Origin of the sequence: Leptolyngbya sp. FACHB-60, from assembly GCF_014695775.1 — a bacterium.
Classification (GTDB): Bacteria; Cyanobacteriota; Cyanobacteriia; order Phormidesmidales; family Phormidesmidaceae; genus Nodosilinea.
Window position 1 is genome coordinate 35,367 of sequence record NZ_JACJOX010000031.1, and the last position, 17,584, is coordinate 52,950.

General features: G+C 57.6%; 15 protein-coding genes. 6 read left to right on the plus strand and 9 right to left on the minus strand.

The genetic code is table 11. The features are described 5' to 3' along the window. Positions 1-198: 198 nt before the first annotated feature. The 3 genes from H6F57_RS13240 to H6F57_RS13250 are packed head-to-tail and all read left to right on the plus strand — an operon-like array spanning position 199 to position 5,914. Positions 199-2,700 carry a response regulator gene (locus H6F57_RS13240; RefSeq protein WP_199289498.1) on the plus strand — a complete coding sequence of 834 codons (2,502 nt, stop codon included), beginning with the start codon at positions 199-201 and terminating at the stop codon, positions 2,698-2,700. 17 nt (positions 2,701-2,717) lie between these two features. Continuing rightward, on the plus strand, positions 2,718-5,540 hold the full coding sequence (locus tag H6F57_RS13245; RefSeq protein ID WP_190625023.1) for an ATP-binding protein: 2,823 nt from the start codon (positions 2,718-2,720) through the stop codon (positions 5,538-5,540). Then, positions 5,537-5,914, plus strand: coding sequence for a response regulator (locus tag H6F57_RS13250; RefSeq protein ID WP_190625022.1), 378 nt, complete (start codon positions 5,537-5,539; stop codon positions 5,912-5,914). The genes H6F57_RS13245 and H6F57_RS13250 overlap by 4 nt, the downstream gene beginning before the upstream one ends. Positions 5,915-5,993: 79 nt before the next feature. On the opposite strand, the gene infC is transcribed toward H6F57_RS13250, so the two are convergent. Further along, positions 5,994-6,479, minus strand: coding sequence for a translation initiation factor IF-3 (gene infC / locus H6F57_RS13255; RefSeq protein WP_084172886.1), 486 nt, complete (start codon positions 6,477-6,479; stop codon positions 5,994-5,996). A gap of 260 nt (positions 6,480-6,739) precedes the next feature. On the opposite strand from infC, the gene H6F57_RS13260 reads away from it, so the two are divergent. Beyond that, a complete protein-coding gene (locus H6F57_RS13260; RefSeq protein ID WP_190625021.1) occupies positions 6,740-7,864 on the plus strand; it encodes a THUMP domain-containing protein in 1,125 nt (374 codons plus the stop codon). Between the two features lie 85 nt (positions 7,865-7,949). Here the strand turns inward: H6F57_RS13260 and H6F57_RS13265 are convergent, their stop codons facing one another. Next, on the minus strand, positions 7,950-8,633 hold the full coding sequence (locus tag H6F57_RS13265; RefSeq protein ID WP_190625020.1) for a cofactor assembly of complex C subunit B: 684 nt from the start codon (positions 8,631-8,633) through the stop codon (positions 7,950-7,952). A gap of 119 nt (positions 8,634-8,752) precedes the next feature. Beyond that, positions 8,753-8,920 (minus strand): metallothionein, encoded by a 168-nt coding sequence (locus tag H6F57_RS13270; RefSeq protein WP_190625019.1) that lies wholly within the window; start codon positions 8,918-8,920, stop codon positions 8,753-8,755. A 173-nt stretch (positions 8,921-9,093) separates the two neighbouring features. On the opposite strand from H6F57_RS13270, the gene H6F57_RS13275 reads away from it, so the two are divergent. Then, the gene (locus H6F57_RS13275) at positions 9,094-9,459 is read left to right on the plus strand and encodes a metalloregulator ArsR/SmtB family transcription factor (RefSeq protein WP_190625054.1); all 366 of its coding nucleotides are present in this window, start codon (positions 9,094-9,096) and stop codon (positions 9,457-9,459) included. Between the two features lie 81 nt (positions 9,460-9,540). Continuing rightward, positions 9,541-10,863, plus strand: coding sequence for a glutamate-5-semialdehyde dehydrogenase (locus tag H6F57_RS13280; RefSeq protein WP_190625018.1), 1,323 nt, complete (start codon positions 9,541-9,543; stop codon positions 10,861-10,863). Positions 10,864-10,893: 30 nt separating this feature from the next. Here the strand turns inward: H6F57_RS13280 and H6F57_RS13285 are convergent, their stop codons facing one another. The 6 genes from H6F57_RS13285 to H6F57_RS13310 form a co-directional block, all read right to left on the minus strand. After that, a complete protein-coding gene (locus tag H6F57_RS13285; RefSeq protein ID WP_190625017.1) occupies positions 10,894-11,943 on the minus strand; it encodes a PEP-CTERM sorting domain-containing protein in 1,050 nt (349 codons plus the stop codon). Between the two features lie 220 nt (positions 11,944-12,163). Further along, positions 12,164-12,640, minus strand: coding sequence for a hypothetical protein (locus H6F57_RS13290; RefSeq protein WP_190625016.1), 477 nt, complete (start codon positions 12,638-12,640; stop codon positions 12,164-12,166). A gap of 57 nt (positions 12,641-12,697) precedes the next feature. Next, complete coding sequence (locus tag H6F57_RS13295) at positions 12,698-13,405, minus strand: hypothetical protein (RefSeq protein WP_190625015.1); 708 nt, start codon at positions 13,403-13,405, stop codon at positions 12,698-12,700. A gap of 126 nt (positions 13,406-13,531) precedes the next feature. Continuing rightward, entirely contained in the window at positions 13,532-15,796 is a 2,265-nt protein-coding gene (locus tag H6F57_RS13300; protein WP_190625014.1) for a DUF3769 domain-containing protein, read from the minus strand. Between the two features lie 243 nt (positions 15,797-16,039). Then, positions 16,040-16,156 carry a photosystem II reaction center protein I gene (locus H6F57_RS13305; RefSeq protein ID WP_190625013.1) on the minus strand — a complete coding sequence of 39 codons (117 nt, stop codon included), beginning with the start codon at positions 16,154-16,156 and terminating at the stop codon, positions 16,040-16,042. Between the two features lie 148 nt (positions 16,157-16,304). Then, a complete protein-coding gene (locus H6F57_RS13310; protein ID WP_190625012.1) occupies positions 16,305-17,579 on the minus strand; it encodes a hypothetical protein in 1,275 nt (424 codons plus the stop codon). Positions 17,580-17,584 lie beyond the last annotated feature (5 nt).

Sequence of the window (17,584 nt, forward strand, 5' to 3'; positions counted from 1 at the left end):
CGATATGCTAAGAAATATTTAGCTCAGCTAGAGTGGCTCTTTACCTTTAAGCGCTATCAGGCAGGTCGCTAAGGGTTTGACAGGGTCGCAGTTGTAATTAGAACAAAGGGTAGTGCTTAACTTTGTCGCCTATGGTTAAATCTACCTATCTACTGGCTCGTAGTAGTCCTATTGGTAGATGTTAACTGGTTTGGCCCTGTGCTGTGCCCAGTTCGATCACTGTCTCTCGGCATCGGCAGCACCTACTATTTTGGCTATGCCCAACCGATGAAAATTCTGCTTGTTGAGGATGAGCCCTCTACCCGGGAACTTTTAGTTTTTCACTTGACTGCGGCGCGCTACACCGTGGAACAGGCGGCTGACGGCATCATTGCTCAAGAGCTAGCGGCCCTGTGGAACTACGACCTGATTTTGCTAGATGTCAATATTCCCCGGCTGGATGGCCTTAGCCTATGCCGTCACCTGAGGGCGCAGGGGTTGTCCACGCCGATTTTGATGCTCACGGCTCAGGCCCAAGACAAAGATGTGATCACCGGGCTAGATGCTGGGGCCGACGACTATGTAACCAAGCCCTTTGAGGTGTCTCAAGTGCTAGCCCGCATTCGCGCTCTGCTGCGGCGGGGGGCGCGGGCGGCAACCATTCCGTCGCTGGTGTGGGGGCAGCTAGGCCTTGACCCCACCCTGGCCCAGGTCACTTACAGTGGCCAAGTCGTGCCCCTAACACCGAAGGAATACAGCCTGCTAGAGCTGTTTTTGCGCCATCCTCAGCGGGTGTTTAGCCGCAGCACCATTCTCGACCACCTGTGGACAATCGATGATTCGCCCACCGAAGGGGCGGTGACTAACCTGGTGAAGGATCTGCGCAACCGCCTCAAGCGCAGCGGCATGGTCGAAAATGTGATTCAGACAGTGTATGGGCTGGGCTATCGCCTGCGCGATTTGCCGCCAAGTTTGGCTGGACTAGAGGCAGCCAAACTTGGCGACTTCCATAGGTCTAGCGGTGGCGCTCAGACAAAGACTAAACCGGTGATTATCGCGCCCAAGAGCAAGGCTTTAGATGCGATCGCAGCTCGGTTTCAGGCGTCGATTCAGCAGCGGTTGGCAGTGGTAGAAGCGGCAGTGCGATCGCTTCAGGCCGGCAACTTGCCTTCCCAGCAGCGGGCTATTGCTCAGGATGAGGCCCATCGGCTAGCCGGTGGGCTGGGCACTTTTGGCTATGACGAAGGCTCGACCTACGCCCGTCAGATCGAGCAGTTGCTGGGCGATCGCCCTTTACAAACGACAGAAGTTGACCAGCTTTCTCGCCATCTGCTCGCCCTCAAGCAGACGTTAGCCTTAACCCCTAAACCGCTATCGACAGAGCTCGACCAGGCGATCGCGCCGCTCCCTTGCCACCTTGGAGTGGTGCTGTCGGTGGAGTCCGAGTTGCTCAGTCAATTGCAGGTCGATGCCGCTAGCCACGGCTGGCACCTCGAACGGGCCACCGACCTGAGCCAGCTCTTGCAGACCTTGGCCCTGGGCCGAGCGGAGGCGGTGGTGCTCACCCTCGACCAGAGCGCCCCTTTGGCTGAGAAACTGGCACCCCTGCGGGAGGTCAAGCACCGGTTTCCGCAGCTGCCGGTGCTGGTCTTGACCGACCACGACAGTCTAGAAGAACGGGTACAGGTGGCTCGTCTCCGGGGCGATCGCTACCTGGTGGCCCCAGCCACCCCCAATCAAATTTTCGATACCCTAGCTCACCTCTTGCCGGAAACCCGAGCGCCTGAGGCTCAGGTGATGGTGGTCGACAACGACCCTGTCACTCGGGGTGCCGTTACAGAACTGCTCACTCCCTGGGGTTTACAGGTCACTGAGCTGGGCAATCCCAGCCAGTTCTGGGAGATGCTGCGCCAGACGCAGCCCGACTTGCTGCTACTGGCTTTAGAAATGCCCACTTTTAGCGGCATCGACCTGTGCCAGGTGGTGCGCCAAGACTCGCAGTTTGGCAACCTGCCCATTCTGATGCTGGCAGCCCATTCTGACACCGTGACCGTGCGCCAGGTGTTTGAGATGGGGGCCGATGACCTGATTGGTAAGCCCATCATAGGGCCAGAGTTGGTAACGCGAGTGCTGAGTCGCATTGAGCGATCGCGACTGCGCCAGCAAATTGAGCAAATGCGCCATCGCCAGGCCCTATACTGGACCCAGCAAGAGACCACCGACCCCCTCACTCAGGTGGCCAACGGCCTACACTTCGATGCCTTTTTGCAGCAGCAGTGGGAGCGCCATTGCCGAGACCAGTCTCCGATCTCGCTGATTTTGTGTAGCCCGGACGACCTGCGCATCTACTATCAGATCTACGGGCAGCAGGCGGGCGATGCTGCCCTGCGCCGCATTGCTCGCACTCTGCACCGCACCGTCAACCCCAACATTGACCTGGTGGCCCGCTGCGGCGACGATGAATTTGCCATTGTGCTGCCCAACACCAACCTGGATGGGGCGCTGCGGGTGGTCTCGCGCATGCAGCAGGCCGTTACCGACCTCAAGATTCCTCAGCCCACCCCTGACGAGGGCGGCTACATTACCTTAAGCTTAGGCATCGGCGGCACCACCCCCACCGGCAGCCTCTCCAGCGATCTGCTGTTAAAAACCGCCGATCAGGCCCTAAAAGACGCCAAAGTGCGCGGCGGCAACACCTTTTGCCTGTACCCGATGTGCTGAGTTAACTCGACTTTGCCATGAAGTTTTCTCTGCGCAATTTGCTCATCGTTCCATTTTTACTACAGGTAATTGGCATTACGGGCCTGGTGGGCTACCTGTCATACCGCAGTGGGCAGCAGGCCGTGCAGGATATCGCCCGTCAAATGATGACGATAACGGGCCAGCGGGCGAGGGAAAACCTCAATGCCTATCTACAAACGTCTCGCTTTGTGGCTCAGACCAATGCCTATCTGCTCGAAACCGGGACACTTAGTAGCACCGACTTAGCTGCCCTAGAAAGTCACCTGGTAGAGCAGCTCCAGCTATTTCCAGAGCTGACGGGTATTGTCGTTGCCAACGAGGCCGGTGCGTTTCTCAACGTGGCCCGTCAAGCACCCGCGGGATTTTTCTCAGTACGACAGCGCAACGTGACCGTGGTCGACAACCGGCTCTACCGCTACCAGCTAGATGTTGCTGACCAATCTAAGACGCTGCTGCCGCCGATTCGGCAGGGCTACGACCCCCACCGCGACCCTCCCGATAACCCGTGGTATGCGGCTGCTCAGGCTAGCCCCTCAGGGCTATGGCGGCTAGTGGTGACCCTAGAGCGAGGAGATGATCAGCCTCACCTGGTCATGGTACGGTTTGTTCCCTTTCAGACCCCAAATGGGGACTTTGGCGGCGTCTTTAGCACCGGCATTTTGCTCACGCAGCTGGGGGAGTTTTTGCAACATCTGATTCCGAGCGACGAGGGCCAGATTTTCTTAATTGAGCCCGACGGTCACTTGGTGGCGACCTCAACTGGGGAGCTGCCTTTTGATCAACAGCCGCGCTCTGATCCGGCGCAGAACGTGGCGTTGCAGCCTCGCCGATTGGCGGTGGGACAAAGCCACAATCCACTCACCCGGAGCGTAGCGGCCAGCCTGATTGCCGACTATGGCAGCCTTGAAAACGTGCGATCGCCGCGCTTTTCTTACCTCCGGTTTGGTCAAAAGCAGTATTTTGTGCAGACAACGCCGCTCCAGGGCGAACTGAACTGGCTGCTGGTTACGGTGGTGCCGGCCTCTGAATTTATGGCCGACATCGATGCCAATACGTCTCGTACCGCCCTGCTGTGCGCCCTGGCCCTGATTGGGTCTATCAGCCTGGGCATCTGGACGGCTGAATACATCGCCAAGCCGATTCTGTCTCTCCAGCGGGCGACCCAGGCATTAACCAACGGCCTGGCGATTGTGCCGCCCACCCAGCCCAGCAAAATTCAGGAAGTTGAAGCTTTGCGCCAGGGGTTTGACCGCATGGTGGGCCAGCTGGTGTCGTCGTTTTATGCCCTCAAGGATCGCGAGAATACGCTAGCTACTTTTTTGAACGGGGTGCCAGTGGCCCTGAGCGTGCACGACCAGACGGGGCAAATGCTGTTTCTCAATGCCAAGGGCAAAGAACTGCTGGTCAACGGCGTTACGACCGCCGGCTCTGGACAGCTGGCGGAAACCTATCAGCTCTACCGGGCCGGTAGTAACGAGTTGTACCCCACCGACGAGCTGCCAGCGGTGCGCGGGCTGCGGGGCGAAACCGCTTACACCGACGACATTGAGGTAGACAATGGCGATCGCCGCATTCCCCTAGAGGTGCACACGATTCCGGTGTTCAACAGCCTGGGGCAGGTGCTCTACAGCATCAATACGTTCCAAGACATTACCGAACGGCGGCAGGTCGAGCGGTTTCGGGTCGGCTACCAGCGCGAGCTGGAGCATCAGGTGGCTCAGCAAATGGCCTCACTGACCGCCAGTGAGGCCACCCAGAAGGCGCTGATCGACGCAATTCCTGACCTGCTGATGCGCTTGGGCCGGGAGGGCCGCCCGCTGGCCGTCTATAACCCAGAGGCGGTGAACTGGCTAGGCGATCGCAGCCAGCTCTACGAGAAGAGTATGTATGAGAACCTGCCTGGTCCCATTGCCCAGGAGCGCCAGCGCTGCGTCGAGCTGGCCCTAGAGACGGGTAGAATTCAGCGCCAGGAGTACGAGTTTGTTGCGGGGGGAGAGACGTTCTACGAAGAGGCACGGATTATTCCGGTAACCCAAGATGAGGTGCTAGTGGTGGTGCGCGATATCAGCGATCGCTACCGAATCGACCGCCTCAAGGATGAGTTTATTTCTATCATCAGCCACGAGTTGCGCACGCCCCTGACGGCTATTCGCGGAGCCCTGGGCATTTTAGAGTCGGGAGTGCTGCACAACCGGCCCCAAAAAGCTCAGCAGATGCTGGGTATGGCCCTCAACAATACGGAACGGCTGATTCGGCTGGTCAACGACATTCTTGACTTAGAGCGCTTAACCTCGGGCCGCATTGATCTCAATCTAGAACCCTGTCACCTGGACGAGCTGATGGCGCTAGCGGTTAACGGGGTAGAGGCGATCGCCCTGGAAGCCAAGGTCACCATTTGGTCTACTCCCGCCGCCACTACGGTGCTGGCCGCCCCCGATGCGATGGTGCAAACCCTCACCAACCTGCTGGGCAACGCGATTAAATTTTCTGAGGCGGGGAGCAAAATTTGGCTGACAGCGGCCCTAGTTTCTAACGCTAAAGCGATCGCGGCCTCTGACACTACCCCTGGGGATCAGCCGGTTTGGGCACGGGTTGCAGTCAAAGATCAGGGGCGAGGCATTCCTGCCGATCGCCTGGGGATGATTTTTGAGCGCTTTCAGCAGGTGGATGTGTCAGATTCGCGGCAGCGCGGGGGCACGGGGCTGGGGCTAGCTATCTGTAAACAGATTGTGGAGCAGCACGGCGGGGAAATCTGGGTAGAGAGCCAGGTTGGCCGTGGCAGCACATTTTTCTTTACACTGCCGCTAAAGAGGTCATGAGCAAGCGGATTTTAGTCATCGACGACGAACTGGACATTCGCGAAGTAGTCTGCCTCTCGCTTGAAGAGTTTGGCGGCTGGCAAACCGACAGTGCCGGGTCGGGGCAGGAGGGCTTAGACAAATCCTTAGCCGCCCCTTGGGACGCCATTTTGCTGGATGTCTCGATGCCCGAGATGGATGGTTTTGCGGTCTACGAGCAGCTTCAGGCTAACCACAAGACCCAAGTTATACCGGTGATTTTGCTCACGGCTAAGGTGTTGACCAGCGATCGCGATCGCTTCTGTACCCTGGGCGTGGCTGGAGTAATTGCTAAACCCTTTAATCCGGTGACGGTATGGCAACAGGTGGCTCAGCTCTTAGACTGGGCCACCTAACTGTAGGACATAGGCGCAAAGCTACCAGGGACGACCCAGCAGCCGCCAGAATCCAGCAAGGAAAACGACCGGCTTGCCCCTAGGCAGGGGTAATCATCAGCACCAAGGCCTTTTTGTCGAGGGCCTGCACTTTGCCCGCATCGCCGATGTCCTTCACGATTCTATCGAGCAGCTCTCCAGCGCGATCGCGGTGCTGGTGCTCACGCCCACGCAGGCGTACCAAAAACTTAACCGAGTCTCCCTTCGACAGCCACTCAACCGAGCGGCGAATCCGGAGCTGGTAGTCAGACTCACCCACGTTGGGGCGCAGCTTGACCTCTTTCAAAGACGGCTTAGAGCTTTGCTTCTGCCGCTTACTCTGCTGGTACTGAAGCTTGCCGTAGTCCAGAATTTTGGCCACAGGGGCATCTTTGCCGTTAGAGACCACCACTAGGTCAAGTCCTGCATCCTCGGCCAGCGTAAGCGCTTCGCGAGTTTCCATGAGACCCCGATTTTGGTTCTCCTGGTCGATTAAGAACACCTGAGGTGAGCGAATTTGCCGGTTTACCAGTTGCGTCTTAGAAATAAGTCGTTCCTCTCAAAAATCAACAGTTGGCCGAGGCGATGGCTAAGGACAGAAGTGACCCTAGGGCTGCTTGGCCTAGCAACCATACACCTAATACACCTAGAAGGGTATTATCCATCATGTTATCCATAGAATAGCTTAGCTTTTAAGCCAGAGCTGTGTCGAAATATCCGGTCTTAACAAAACGGTAGATGCCTTATAAAGTCGGCCTTTGATCCCGCTATGCTGGGGCGTACAACAGAACTCGTAGGGGAGGCCCCATGGCCGCATATTTCGCCACCGTTGCCCGTGGACTCGAGGCCTTAGCCGCCGCCGAACTCGAAAATTTGGGTGCCCAGCAGATCGAGCCGGGCTTTTGTGGCGTTGCCTTTGAGGGCGACCTGGCCCTGTTGTATCGGGTCAACCTTTGGTCGCGGCTGGTCTTTCGGGTGCTGGTCAAGCTGGGCGAATGCCCCTGCCGCGACGCCGAGGATCTCTACCAGGGCATTCAGAGCATCGACTGGCGGCCCTACCTAACTCCCGATTTAACCTTTGCCGTAGATGCTACCGGCAAAAACCGCAGCCTCAACCACACTCATTTCACTGCCCTTCAGGTAAAAAATGCCGTGGTCGATCAGCAGCGGCAGCACTGGGGCGATCGCTCTACCATCGACACCCAGCACCCCGAGGTGCGGCTCAATGTCCACATTCAAGATGACACAGCTACCGTCAGCCTCGACAGCTCGGGCAGCAGCCTGCACCGCCGCGGCTATCGCCCGGCGGTGGGGGCCGCCCCGCTGAAAGAATCCCTGGCGGCAGCGCTGGTGAAGCTGACGGACTGGCCCGGCGATGTGCCGCTGCTGGATCCCCTCTGCGGCTCGGGCACGCTACCCCTGGAAGCCAGCATGGCAGCGCTAAAGATTGCCCCAGGCATTTTCCGCGAAGAGTTTGGCTTTCAGACCTGGCTCGATTTTGATGGCGACCTGTGGGATAGCTTGTGGCAGGAGGCGGAGGCAGCGCGCAAAGACGATTTGGGCGTCTGGGTGGGGGGGTGCGATCGCGATCCCGACATCATTCAGCAGGCCCGTCTCAATGCCCAGCGCTGTGACCTGGCCGAGCAGATCAATTTTTGGGCCGCCGACCTGGCCGACCTAGAGGCTCCCGCCGACAGCGGCTTTCTACTGTGCAACCCACCCTACGGCGAGCGTCTGGGTGCCGATGAAGATTTAGGGGCCTTCTACAAACTACTGGGGAATGTGATGAAGCAGCGCTTCAAAGGCTGGACGGCCTTTGTGCTTAGCGGCAATAAAGCCCTGTCGCAACACATTGGTCTTAAGTCAGCTCAGCGGGTGGCCGTCTATAACGGGACGCTCCCCTGCCAGTGGCTCAAGTACGAGCTGTATTAAGGGGAGCTGAAAGTAGGTAATTTCTGGAAAACTTCTTTCCGAGGGGTGGGCAGTGCGACGGAACTTGCACTGGAGGAATCTAGAGTTAGCTTTCTGTCACCGCTACCTCAGCGCCCTGGTTCTCCCAGGCCAATTCACTTAGACTGTGGCCCAGCTTGTCGGCGATGCCTTCGATCCAGGTCTCGTCTTGGCGGGTGTAGCTGCGGGGGGCATTGGCGGCCAAGATTAGCGCGCCACCCTGGCCCATGGGCTGGCAGATCACGCCCTGGGTATTTTCGGGCAGATAGTCAAATTCAACCCGGCCTGGGTAGATCTTGAGATTCACCAAATACACCGCTTTACCAGTCTCCAACACCCGCTTCAGAATGGGGCCGGGAGTGACTTCGGCTTTAGGAGATAAGATGCCGCGCCGCAGCAGAATTTTTCCCTGGCGGTAGACGACGACAGAGCGCGTAACGGTGTTGGTGAGCAGCAGGTGAGAAGCCCAGGCCAGTTCGGTTTTGGCGGCATCGGGCAGGGCCTCATTTAGCTCTAACCCTTCTTCGCCAATCAGCGTCACAGCCTCAGGCAAAGTCGGCTGCACCCGTTGCCACAGCAAACCCGTCAAAATCAGCAGGGCACTGAGAATGACACCTATCACATCCGATCGCGCCTGGGATTCAGTCAGAGCAGGGGTGAGCACTCGGTTGACCAGCAGCAGAGTGCTACCCAAGCCTCCCGTTATCAACGGCAGCAGCCGTAGCACCCGGTTTGGGTCATTTTGCGCCATTTTTCAGACCAATCCCTTAGTTCGCCTCTTCTTTGATTTTAGTGGGGAGAGGTGTCTAGCAGTGTAGGGGGTGGCAGAGTGTAGGCAGTATGTGCCCTTCACTCTGCTGTCGGAACGGGCTAGCTGTTGCAGCCGCAGCCGGGATGGTCGCAGCCCGCAGATCCGGGATGGCCATCGGCGCAGGCCTCGCTGCAAAAATATTGGCTATCTTTTTCTACGGCCTGGCTGGTATCAACGATGCACAGGCAGGAGTCGCAGGCGCATTTCATTTGGGTGACGGTGGTCATAATAAGGTTCCTCTTGGATTAGGTGAACTAAACTGATGCTCAAACCCATGAACACTTGTTCATGAATTAACCATAACATATGAACAAGTGTTCATGGGTTAAATGAACCTACTGCCTAGGGTGATGTTTGGGATATGCCCGTAGATCATGGCTATTCTTCAGAAACGACTGGTATGGCTAGCGATCGCCCCCCTCTCGATGACCCTTCCTGCAACCACGCTGGCCCGTCGCCCGTAGACGAGATTTTAAGCGTGGAAAAGGCCCAGCGTATGGCCGAATTTTTTGGTGTGCTGGGCGATCCCAATCGCTGGCGCATTCTCTCGGCCCTAGCCCTGAGCGAAATGCGGGTAGGCGAGCTGGCCGCTGCTGTAGCCATGAGTGAGTCGGCGGTGTCGCATCAGCTGCGTATTTTGCGCGCGACACGCCTGGTCAGCTACCGCAAGCAGGGCCGCAACGTGCTCTACTGCCTCAAAGATGACCACGTGTTTAACCTTTATCGGGAGGCGTCGGATCACTTGGATGAGCCGCCGGAGGAGTAGATGGGTGGATGGGTTGGGGGTGGTTTGAAGCCTTCTCCAGTGAAACGGTAGACTGGAGTATTGCCGGGTTGTCGTATTGCCATGACTGTTTCTCCCCTTGCCCAGGATGCTGCCACTCAGCCGCTGTTGGCGATCGCCCAGGCCACTCGCCAGGCAGCGCAAACCTTAGCCAGCCTGTCTGCTGAGGCCAAGAACCAGGCGATCGAGGCGGTAGCCGCCGCCCTAGAGGCCAATGCCGATCGCATCGTGGCGGCCAACCAGGCCGACTGCGAAGCCGCCATGGCCGACAACTTGGCCAAACCGCTGTACGGACGACTGAAGCTGGACGGGGTGAAGCTGGCGGGGGCGATCGCCGGCGTGCGCGACGTAGCTCGCCTACCCGACCCGGTGGGCACTGTGCAAATTCACCGCGAGCTAGACGAGGGCTTAGTGCTCAAGCGGCTGGCGGTGCCCCTAGGGGTGCTGGGGGTGATCTTTGAGTCGCGCCCCGATGCGGTGATGCAGATTTCGGCCCTGGCGATTAAGTCGGGCAACGGGGTGATTCTCAAAGGTGGCAAAGAGGCGGTGCGATCGTGCACGGCCCTGGTGGAGGCCATCAAGCAGGGGCTTAAGAATGCTGGGGTAGACCCAGCGGCGGTGCAGCTGCTCACCACCCGTGAAGAAACCCGTGCCCTGCTAGATCTGGAGGGCTACGTGGATTTGATTATTCCACGCGGTTCCAACGCGTTTGTACGATTTGTACAAGAGAACACGCGCATTCCGGTGCTGGGTCATGCGGATGGCATTTGCCATCTCTACATCGACAGCGAGGCAAATTTGGAGCAGGCGGTGGCGATCGCCGTCGATGCTAAAACTGCCTATCCCTCAGCCTGCAATGCGATCGAAACCCTGCTGATTCACCACGACATTGCCGCTCAGGGATTGCCAACGCTGGCGGTGGCGCTGCGGGCTGCTCAAGTAGAACTGCGTGGCGAGCGGCAGGCGCAGCAGATCTTGCCTGATTTAGCCCCCGCCACTGAGGAAGACTGGGCAACGGAGTACAGCAATTTAATTTTGGCGATCAAAGTTGTGGACTCGGTGGAGGAGGCGATCGCCCACATCAACACCTATGGGTCGCGCCACACCGAAGCCATTGCCACCCAGAACCCCGCCACCGCCGCCCACTTTATGGATCGCGTCGATGCCGCCGGGGTCTATCACAACTGTTCGACCCGCTTTGCCGACGGCTTCCGCTACGGCTTTGGGGCCGAGGTCGGTATCAGCACCCAAAAAATGCCCCCTCGCGGCCCGGTAGGGCTGGAGGGGTTGGTCACTTACAAGTATCAGCTAGTAGGCGACGGTCACGTTTCTACGACCTATAGCGGCAGCGACGCCAAACCTTTCACCCACCGCGATCTGGCCTAGAGCAGCTCCGGCAGGGCAAGGGGATACTTTCTAACGGCGACGGCGAGAGATCATGAGGCCACCGGCTGCGATCGCCAGCCCACCCAGCGTAAATGGTTCCGGTACTGGCTGCGCGGTGTAGAGAATGCCAATGGGTCGCTGCAACTCAGGGCTAGCATCGGCTAGAAGCGATCGCTCTTTGGTCAGCCCATCATATTTGAGGATGGAGCCAATCTCAGAGACGATGTCAAACCCCACGGTAAACAGGTCGCCGTTGGGGGCAAAGGCCAAGCTACCAATGAAGCTGCTGCTCGGCACAGAGTCGGTATAGTTGGTTGAGAGTTCTCCCAGCAACGTTCCTGTGAGGAAGTCGTAGCGACGGATGCCATTGGCAAAGTCGCTGACCAGCAGTTCGCCGCTGAGGGGGTCTACCGCCATGCCTAAAAAGCTCACAAACCCAAAGCTGTCGGGCGAAGGCTCGGGCTGTTCGGCAAACACCGCCTTTTCTTTAGTGGCGATGTCATAACTCAGAACAATGCTTGGCTGACCAAAGACAGGTACGCCCTCCACCGCGACGCTGCCCTGGGTCGTTACGTACAGCCGACCATCGGGACCAAAGAGTAGCCCATTGGGGCCATTGAGACCTTCCGGCGTGATTCCCTGGCGGCTCGCAAAAACGTCGACAAACTCTCCAGTGGTGCCGTCGTAGCGCAAAATCTCATCGGATAAAAAGCTGCTGACGTAGAGATTGTTGTCGGGGCCAAAGGCTACCCCATAGGGGCGAAACAAACCATTCCCTGAAGCAAATACGTCGATAAATTCACCCTTGGGGGTAAACCTCAAAACGGCAGAATTTTCTGGAGTAGTGCCGCTGCTGACATATAGGTTACCATCCGGCCCATACACAAAGGTATCGGGACTATCCAACAGGCCGTTATCTGGAATTAGTTCTCCGCGAAAGTCGCCAGTAATTTCATCAAAAATAACGATGTTATTGCCCGAGGTATTCCCCACTAACAGGGCTGCATCCGCCGCGACAGAAAACGTTACGATGCCAAGGGTAGTCAGCAGCGGAACCCCAAACTCGGTCAAATACTTCATGGAAGTGCCGAAGAAAACTGCGTCTAAACACTGAGATAACCCGCAAATTCTCTGTCAAATTTGACGAGGGAATTGTGCTTACTCCGACATTTGCTGTGATTTCATCGAATCTTTATGGAAAGCCCTTTGGTGGTTGCGCGTTTCCTAGTGCCTGCATGCGGCGGGCAATACAGAACAAAGCGTCGCCTGCCGCTGCTCATGGGCAATTCTCGCTAACGGCCTAATTCCCTAACGCCTCGTCCAGCACCTGGCGTGCTGACTCTGCCTGGACTCTGGCCTCATTAAACCGCAAGTTGCTCTGGGCAAACGACTTCAAAACCTTGAAGCCGTCCTTCAATTCAGTCAGCTGGTCTTCGGTCATCGGGTCATCGGTAAACAGCAGATCTACCAGGTCACGCACCTGGAGAGCTTCATCGCGAGATGACTGCACTTTTACCTTAAGCGTGGCCAACTGATTTAAAACCTGAATGGCTTCTACGACGGCGTCTTCTTGCTGCTGCACGGCGGCTGAGGAGGTAGGGGGCTGCACTTCTACGAGTTGCTCGACGCTAAAGCCATCGGCTAAAGCGGTGGGTAGTTCGCCGTCATCAAGCATGGCCATGAGCTGATCCATCGCCTTATCACGAGCTTTGCGAGAATCTTTGCCCGACACTGTCAAAACGACATCGGGGCTTTGGGCCAGGGTGTATTGAACCATTGGTGTAGATCGTGCGTACTATGTCAGTATACGCCACCGGGTCCCCAGGACAGGTATTTATTCTCGCATGCCCCCCTGCACTACCGATCGCAGCCGCTCGTGCAGCTCTGACTCATCGCGCCGGGGTACAAAGGGTTGAATGATGTCGGCCTGGTGCCAAGGGGACGCAGCCTCCGCAGGCAGAGGACGAAAATCGGGAATGGTTGGGCTGTTTTGTCCAGGGGCGATCGCCGGTTCGCTTTCAACCGCAGCATCTAGTTCATCGTCGTCGAATGAACCAGGATCCACCTCTGCTTCTAAATCAATTGCAGCTGCGTCAGGTATCAAATCGATCGGCGCTGGGCTATGAGACGCAGCGCTAGAGGGCGGTGCGTCAGTCTCTAGCGAGGCATCAACCTCTAGATCTAAGCTAGCTGAAACAATCGACGGCAGAGCCCGGCGAACGGATGAAGACTCTGTGCCATCGCCATAGCCGGTGGGGCAGAGCAGCGCTTGACCTAAAATAATGGATTCAAACTCGCGATTGAAGTGGCGAATGGGCTGGCCCCGCCGCTGCCATAGCTTAAGAATCTGGTCGATAGAAACCACTTTGTAGCGCCCTTGATAAAGGGCTTCAGTAATAGCGTGGCTCACCCAAACTGGGCCAAACTCTTCCAACCAACCGGCAATAACAGCTTTGGTGGAATAGTCCTCAGCATCAAAGCTGTAGCTGGTGAGCAACTGGTAGATGGGCTCAACATCTGGAGTGTTGCTGAGGTAAGTCATAGTGGTTTGCCTACGCGTTAATCCCCACTACCTGGGGCATTTAGGTAGTCATTACCTTTCAGCTTAATCTTAAGCCTGTGTAAAGACTACCATCGTAAGGTTTATTACCGTGCGTGGGAGGCAGGGCTACTGCACCACCACATCGTTAGGGGTATCTGGAGGCGCATCAAAGGGAGCGGTGCGCCCCACCCAATCAAAGCCGCTAAGCCGAAATCCTAGGAAACCGGTGTCTTGAGTAGGGCTATAGGTTACCAGCAGCCCATAGGCGCGGCGGCGGTATTCAAAAATTAGGTTGCTATCAATGGTACGTCCGCTATCCACGTTAATTGAGGCCTGAAAACCGGCTAAAAAAGGCCCGTAGATCTGCTGAATGATGCCCCCAGACAGCACGTTTCGATCGACCGTTCGATCAAATAGAAAAGGGGATGTATCGCCACCGACGATGGTGTGTCTAAATCCAATATTAAACTGGGTGTAGTCGAAGGTTTTGCGCTGTAGGTGGCCCAGCTGACCCGACAAAACAACTCTAGTTTCTAACGACTCCTGGAAGTCGCTGCTGGTGTAGTAAGTAGCTCCACTTCGTAGCCCAACCCCTAGCCCCAGGTTGGGCACTAGCGGTCGGGGAGAGTAGCGCAACCCTTCGGTGGCGGTAGCGGGTAGCGGTTGCCCCTGCCATAGCAAGAAGTTGCGGGTGAGGTCAGCGCTACCCTGAAAACGAAACAGGCTGGCTAAGCCTACGCCTTCCCCAGGGTCTAGAAGATCGGGCCGGTCGGTGTTGGCGGTAATGTATTGCCCAGACACCTGATAGGTGAGGTCAATACCACTGTTACCCAAGGCCACTACGGGAGACTCAAGCAGGGCACCGATGGTATTTTGCACATCCTGAAACCCGAGGGAGCCATTGAAGAGGCGATCGCGGTAGCTATATTCCAGGGTAAGGCGGTGGGTACCAAGCAGTTGCCGGGCCCGGAAGCTGGCCCGTAGGCGATCGCTGAAATTGGCCAAGTCAAACCCCGCTAAGCTCAGGGATCCGAGGACTTGGGTGCGTGGCCCCAGGGAACCCTCAACCTGGGCCGCCAAACCAAAGTTGGCAGGGTCACCAATATTGTAGTTTGAGGCGCCCAACCAGCGGGAGATGAAAAACTGAGGCGCGATCGTGATGTTTAAAGGTCCCACCCTGTTGATCGGCACTGGGACTTCGACGAACAGGCCGCCGCGATCGCGCCCATCAATGCCAATGCCCGTAGGTATCGGATTCAGGGCTTCTGGAGGCAACTGCCCTCGGGTGAGCACAAAGCGATTTCTAAACAGCGGAATGGAGAAGCCCTGATTAAAGACCAGCCGGGGCCTCTCAAACACCAGCTCATCTTCTAACTCGTTGAGAGGGGTGAGCCGCACACTATTGGCTCTAAACTCCAAGTCTGGGGGCGAGAAGGGATCGTTCGTCAGCCGAACTTGCTCGGCATACCAACCGTCGGCATCAAAAGAAACCTGCCCAGCCTCAAACCGTACCCGCTCAATGGGGCGCTGCTCTCCCCCCAGCAGCACCTGGGGATCGCCCGTCGCCAGGGCAATCCCGCCCGGACTGGTAACTTGGGAAATGGACCTCTGATTTTGCAGCCGATAGTCGAGAGGCACGTTAGAACCCTGCCCTAAGCCAGCCGAATCGGTGGAGAAATCGTCTTCTATGGCGGGCAGCTCTAGCTCACCCCGGCTCTCGGTAATCGTGCCTGCCCCCTGCAACAGGTTGTAGGTAGCGGTTGCGCCCTCAATAATTTGATTGTTGCGGTTAAAGAAAACGTTGCCTTCGGCCCGTAGATGGCGATTGACTAAGTTCGCCCAGATGCGATCGGCGGCTAGCTGCCCCGTACCAAACTGCACCAGCACATCGCCTGTAGCGGTCACAATCTGGCGAATGGGCTCAAACTCCTGGCGATCGGCCCGCAGCAGAATAGAGCCTACCCCCTCGGATGGCAGTTCTGTCTCGGTAGGAGCGTCTTCGACGGGAGCACCGGTTGGTTCAGGCTCAAGCGGCTCAGAGGTAGGATTTTCTAGTTGCAGGCTTTCAGGCTCAGGTTTAGGCTGAGGAGGTGCTGAATCGACTTCAATCGGCTCTTCGGGGTCCTCGATCGCTGGGTCAGCAGGTATCAGAGGCGCGCTATCGGCGGGCTCAGGTACCAAAGGCTCTGAGCTGTCATCGATCGCCAACAGCGGTGAGAGCAGGCTAACCCCGCTCCAAGACGGAGGGGGAGTCACGGTGCTATCAGTGGGGGCGGTCGCAACCGTCGGCCCCATTAGCTCTGCCTGGGAGGCCATTACCGTCGAAACCAGCACGACTGCGGCTGACTCTGGGGGCGGGGGCACAGCGGGCAACATAGGCGGCAAAGGCATGGGCTGGCATCACCAAAGCAAAAACAAAGCCCGGCAAGCGGGCTCAAGCAGGCCGCTGTCACCAGGCCATTAACCTTGATGGAGCAACCCTAGGGCACAGACGGGCAACCCATGACAGGGCCGCCAATTCCCAGACTACTTTTGGCGGTGCAGGTTCCGCAGAGCAGGCTAGCTGGCAAGCCCCAGATCAATTCCTGGGGCATTTGCCATTGAGTAGACATCAACCTGTCACCCAGGCCAAGCCTAGTCCATGTCTTGACGGCCGGGGTTGCGGGAGGGGTCGCCGCTCAAAAGGCCGAACACAAATAGGGACACGAAGAAGGCGACTACGAGGTAAACCACAATCTTAAGGGTGAGCATGAGTTAGGTCTCCAAACCGGTAGTAGAGTAGGCCCAAGACCTGCCCCAAACAGTAGCCACATTCCGCTGGCGGAAACGGCCCCGGTGCAGGACTAAGCTGGGTCTATCATATCGCCAAACGTTCGCCTATCTGACGGCCCTGACTAATCTACCAGAGCGATCGCAGCCAGGCCCACGCCATTTGCAGCCAGGTTTCGAGCGCGTAGAGCACCCAGTCTAAACCCCGCAGCACGCTGACTAGAGGCAGGTCGACGTAGTTAATTTGGGTGACTTTGACATCTATGGCGCTCGGGGAATCGAGCTGATACTGGTCTGTTCCCGTGAGTGTAGTTGAGCTGGGCGAACGGTCGGCGGTGACAATTTCGATGGGTAAATGTCGGTCACCTAGGGCGATCGCACCATCGTGTCCCTGGGCTGCCAGAGCGGGGGAGTTAGCTACGGACACCGTCCCAGGCATCGCTACCGCTAACTCAACGCCCTGTTCGACCGAGGTCGTCGTTGGCAAGGTTCTAAAAGCAGGCTGACCATTCAACTGAGGTGGATATTGGCCTGCGATCGTTTCCGGCACCGTTGTCTCAGCGGTCGCTGGAGGCCTTTGGCGCACGATAGCACGACTAGTAGTGCGTCTGCCTGGGGCGATTGGCCAAAGGCCAGGCTCCGCCAACGCCGTCGTCATCTGCTGATCGGCTTCGCCAAATAGGTTGGTAGCTGCCGCCAGGGGGCTGGTTTGCAACCACCGCAGTGCAGCGGGCAGCCATCGCAGGGGAGGCAGCACCGCTGGATTGGTCTGGGGTAGAGGCAACCCAGGTTGATGGAGCTGAGAGTCAAGACTATGGCGGCGCTGTACCCGAGCATATTCCGCCAGCATGAGCACCAGGGCCTGCTCAAGCCGCTGTTGTTGATCCTCGCTCAGCCCGGCAAAAATCCCGTTGTCGACGGTCACTAGCACTAGCTGCCGAGTAGCTAAGTCTGAGGCAATACCGCGAATGGGTGCATTTAGCGGCACTAGATGCCACTGTCCGGGGGTTAGCACTGCGCCAGCCTTCGACTGCTTGAGCCATTGCCCATGGACGTTGACCAGCTGTAGCCTGCCAGGCCGAACCATGTGACTGTGGAGTACCGGCGGTTGAATGACTGATAGCAAGGCGCGAATAGGCGTGTCTGCTGCTACCAGTTCTGGAGGGAGTGCTCCAGTGAGTCTGGCCCAAACCGGCCGCCAGGGACGGGTGGCTTGTAGCCGCCGGTAGCCCATTCTCAGCCCCTGCACCGCCGCGTAGAGAGGGTAAACGGCCACTTGCAGACCCCACACCGCGGCGATACGCCCTTGCCGCAGCCACTGCCCAGTACTGTGGGCCACCTGCCGATACCCCGCCACCAAGCGGGCTACGGTCTGGCTTCGAAACGAGCGCGACGAAGTCGCCATAACTC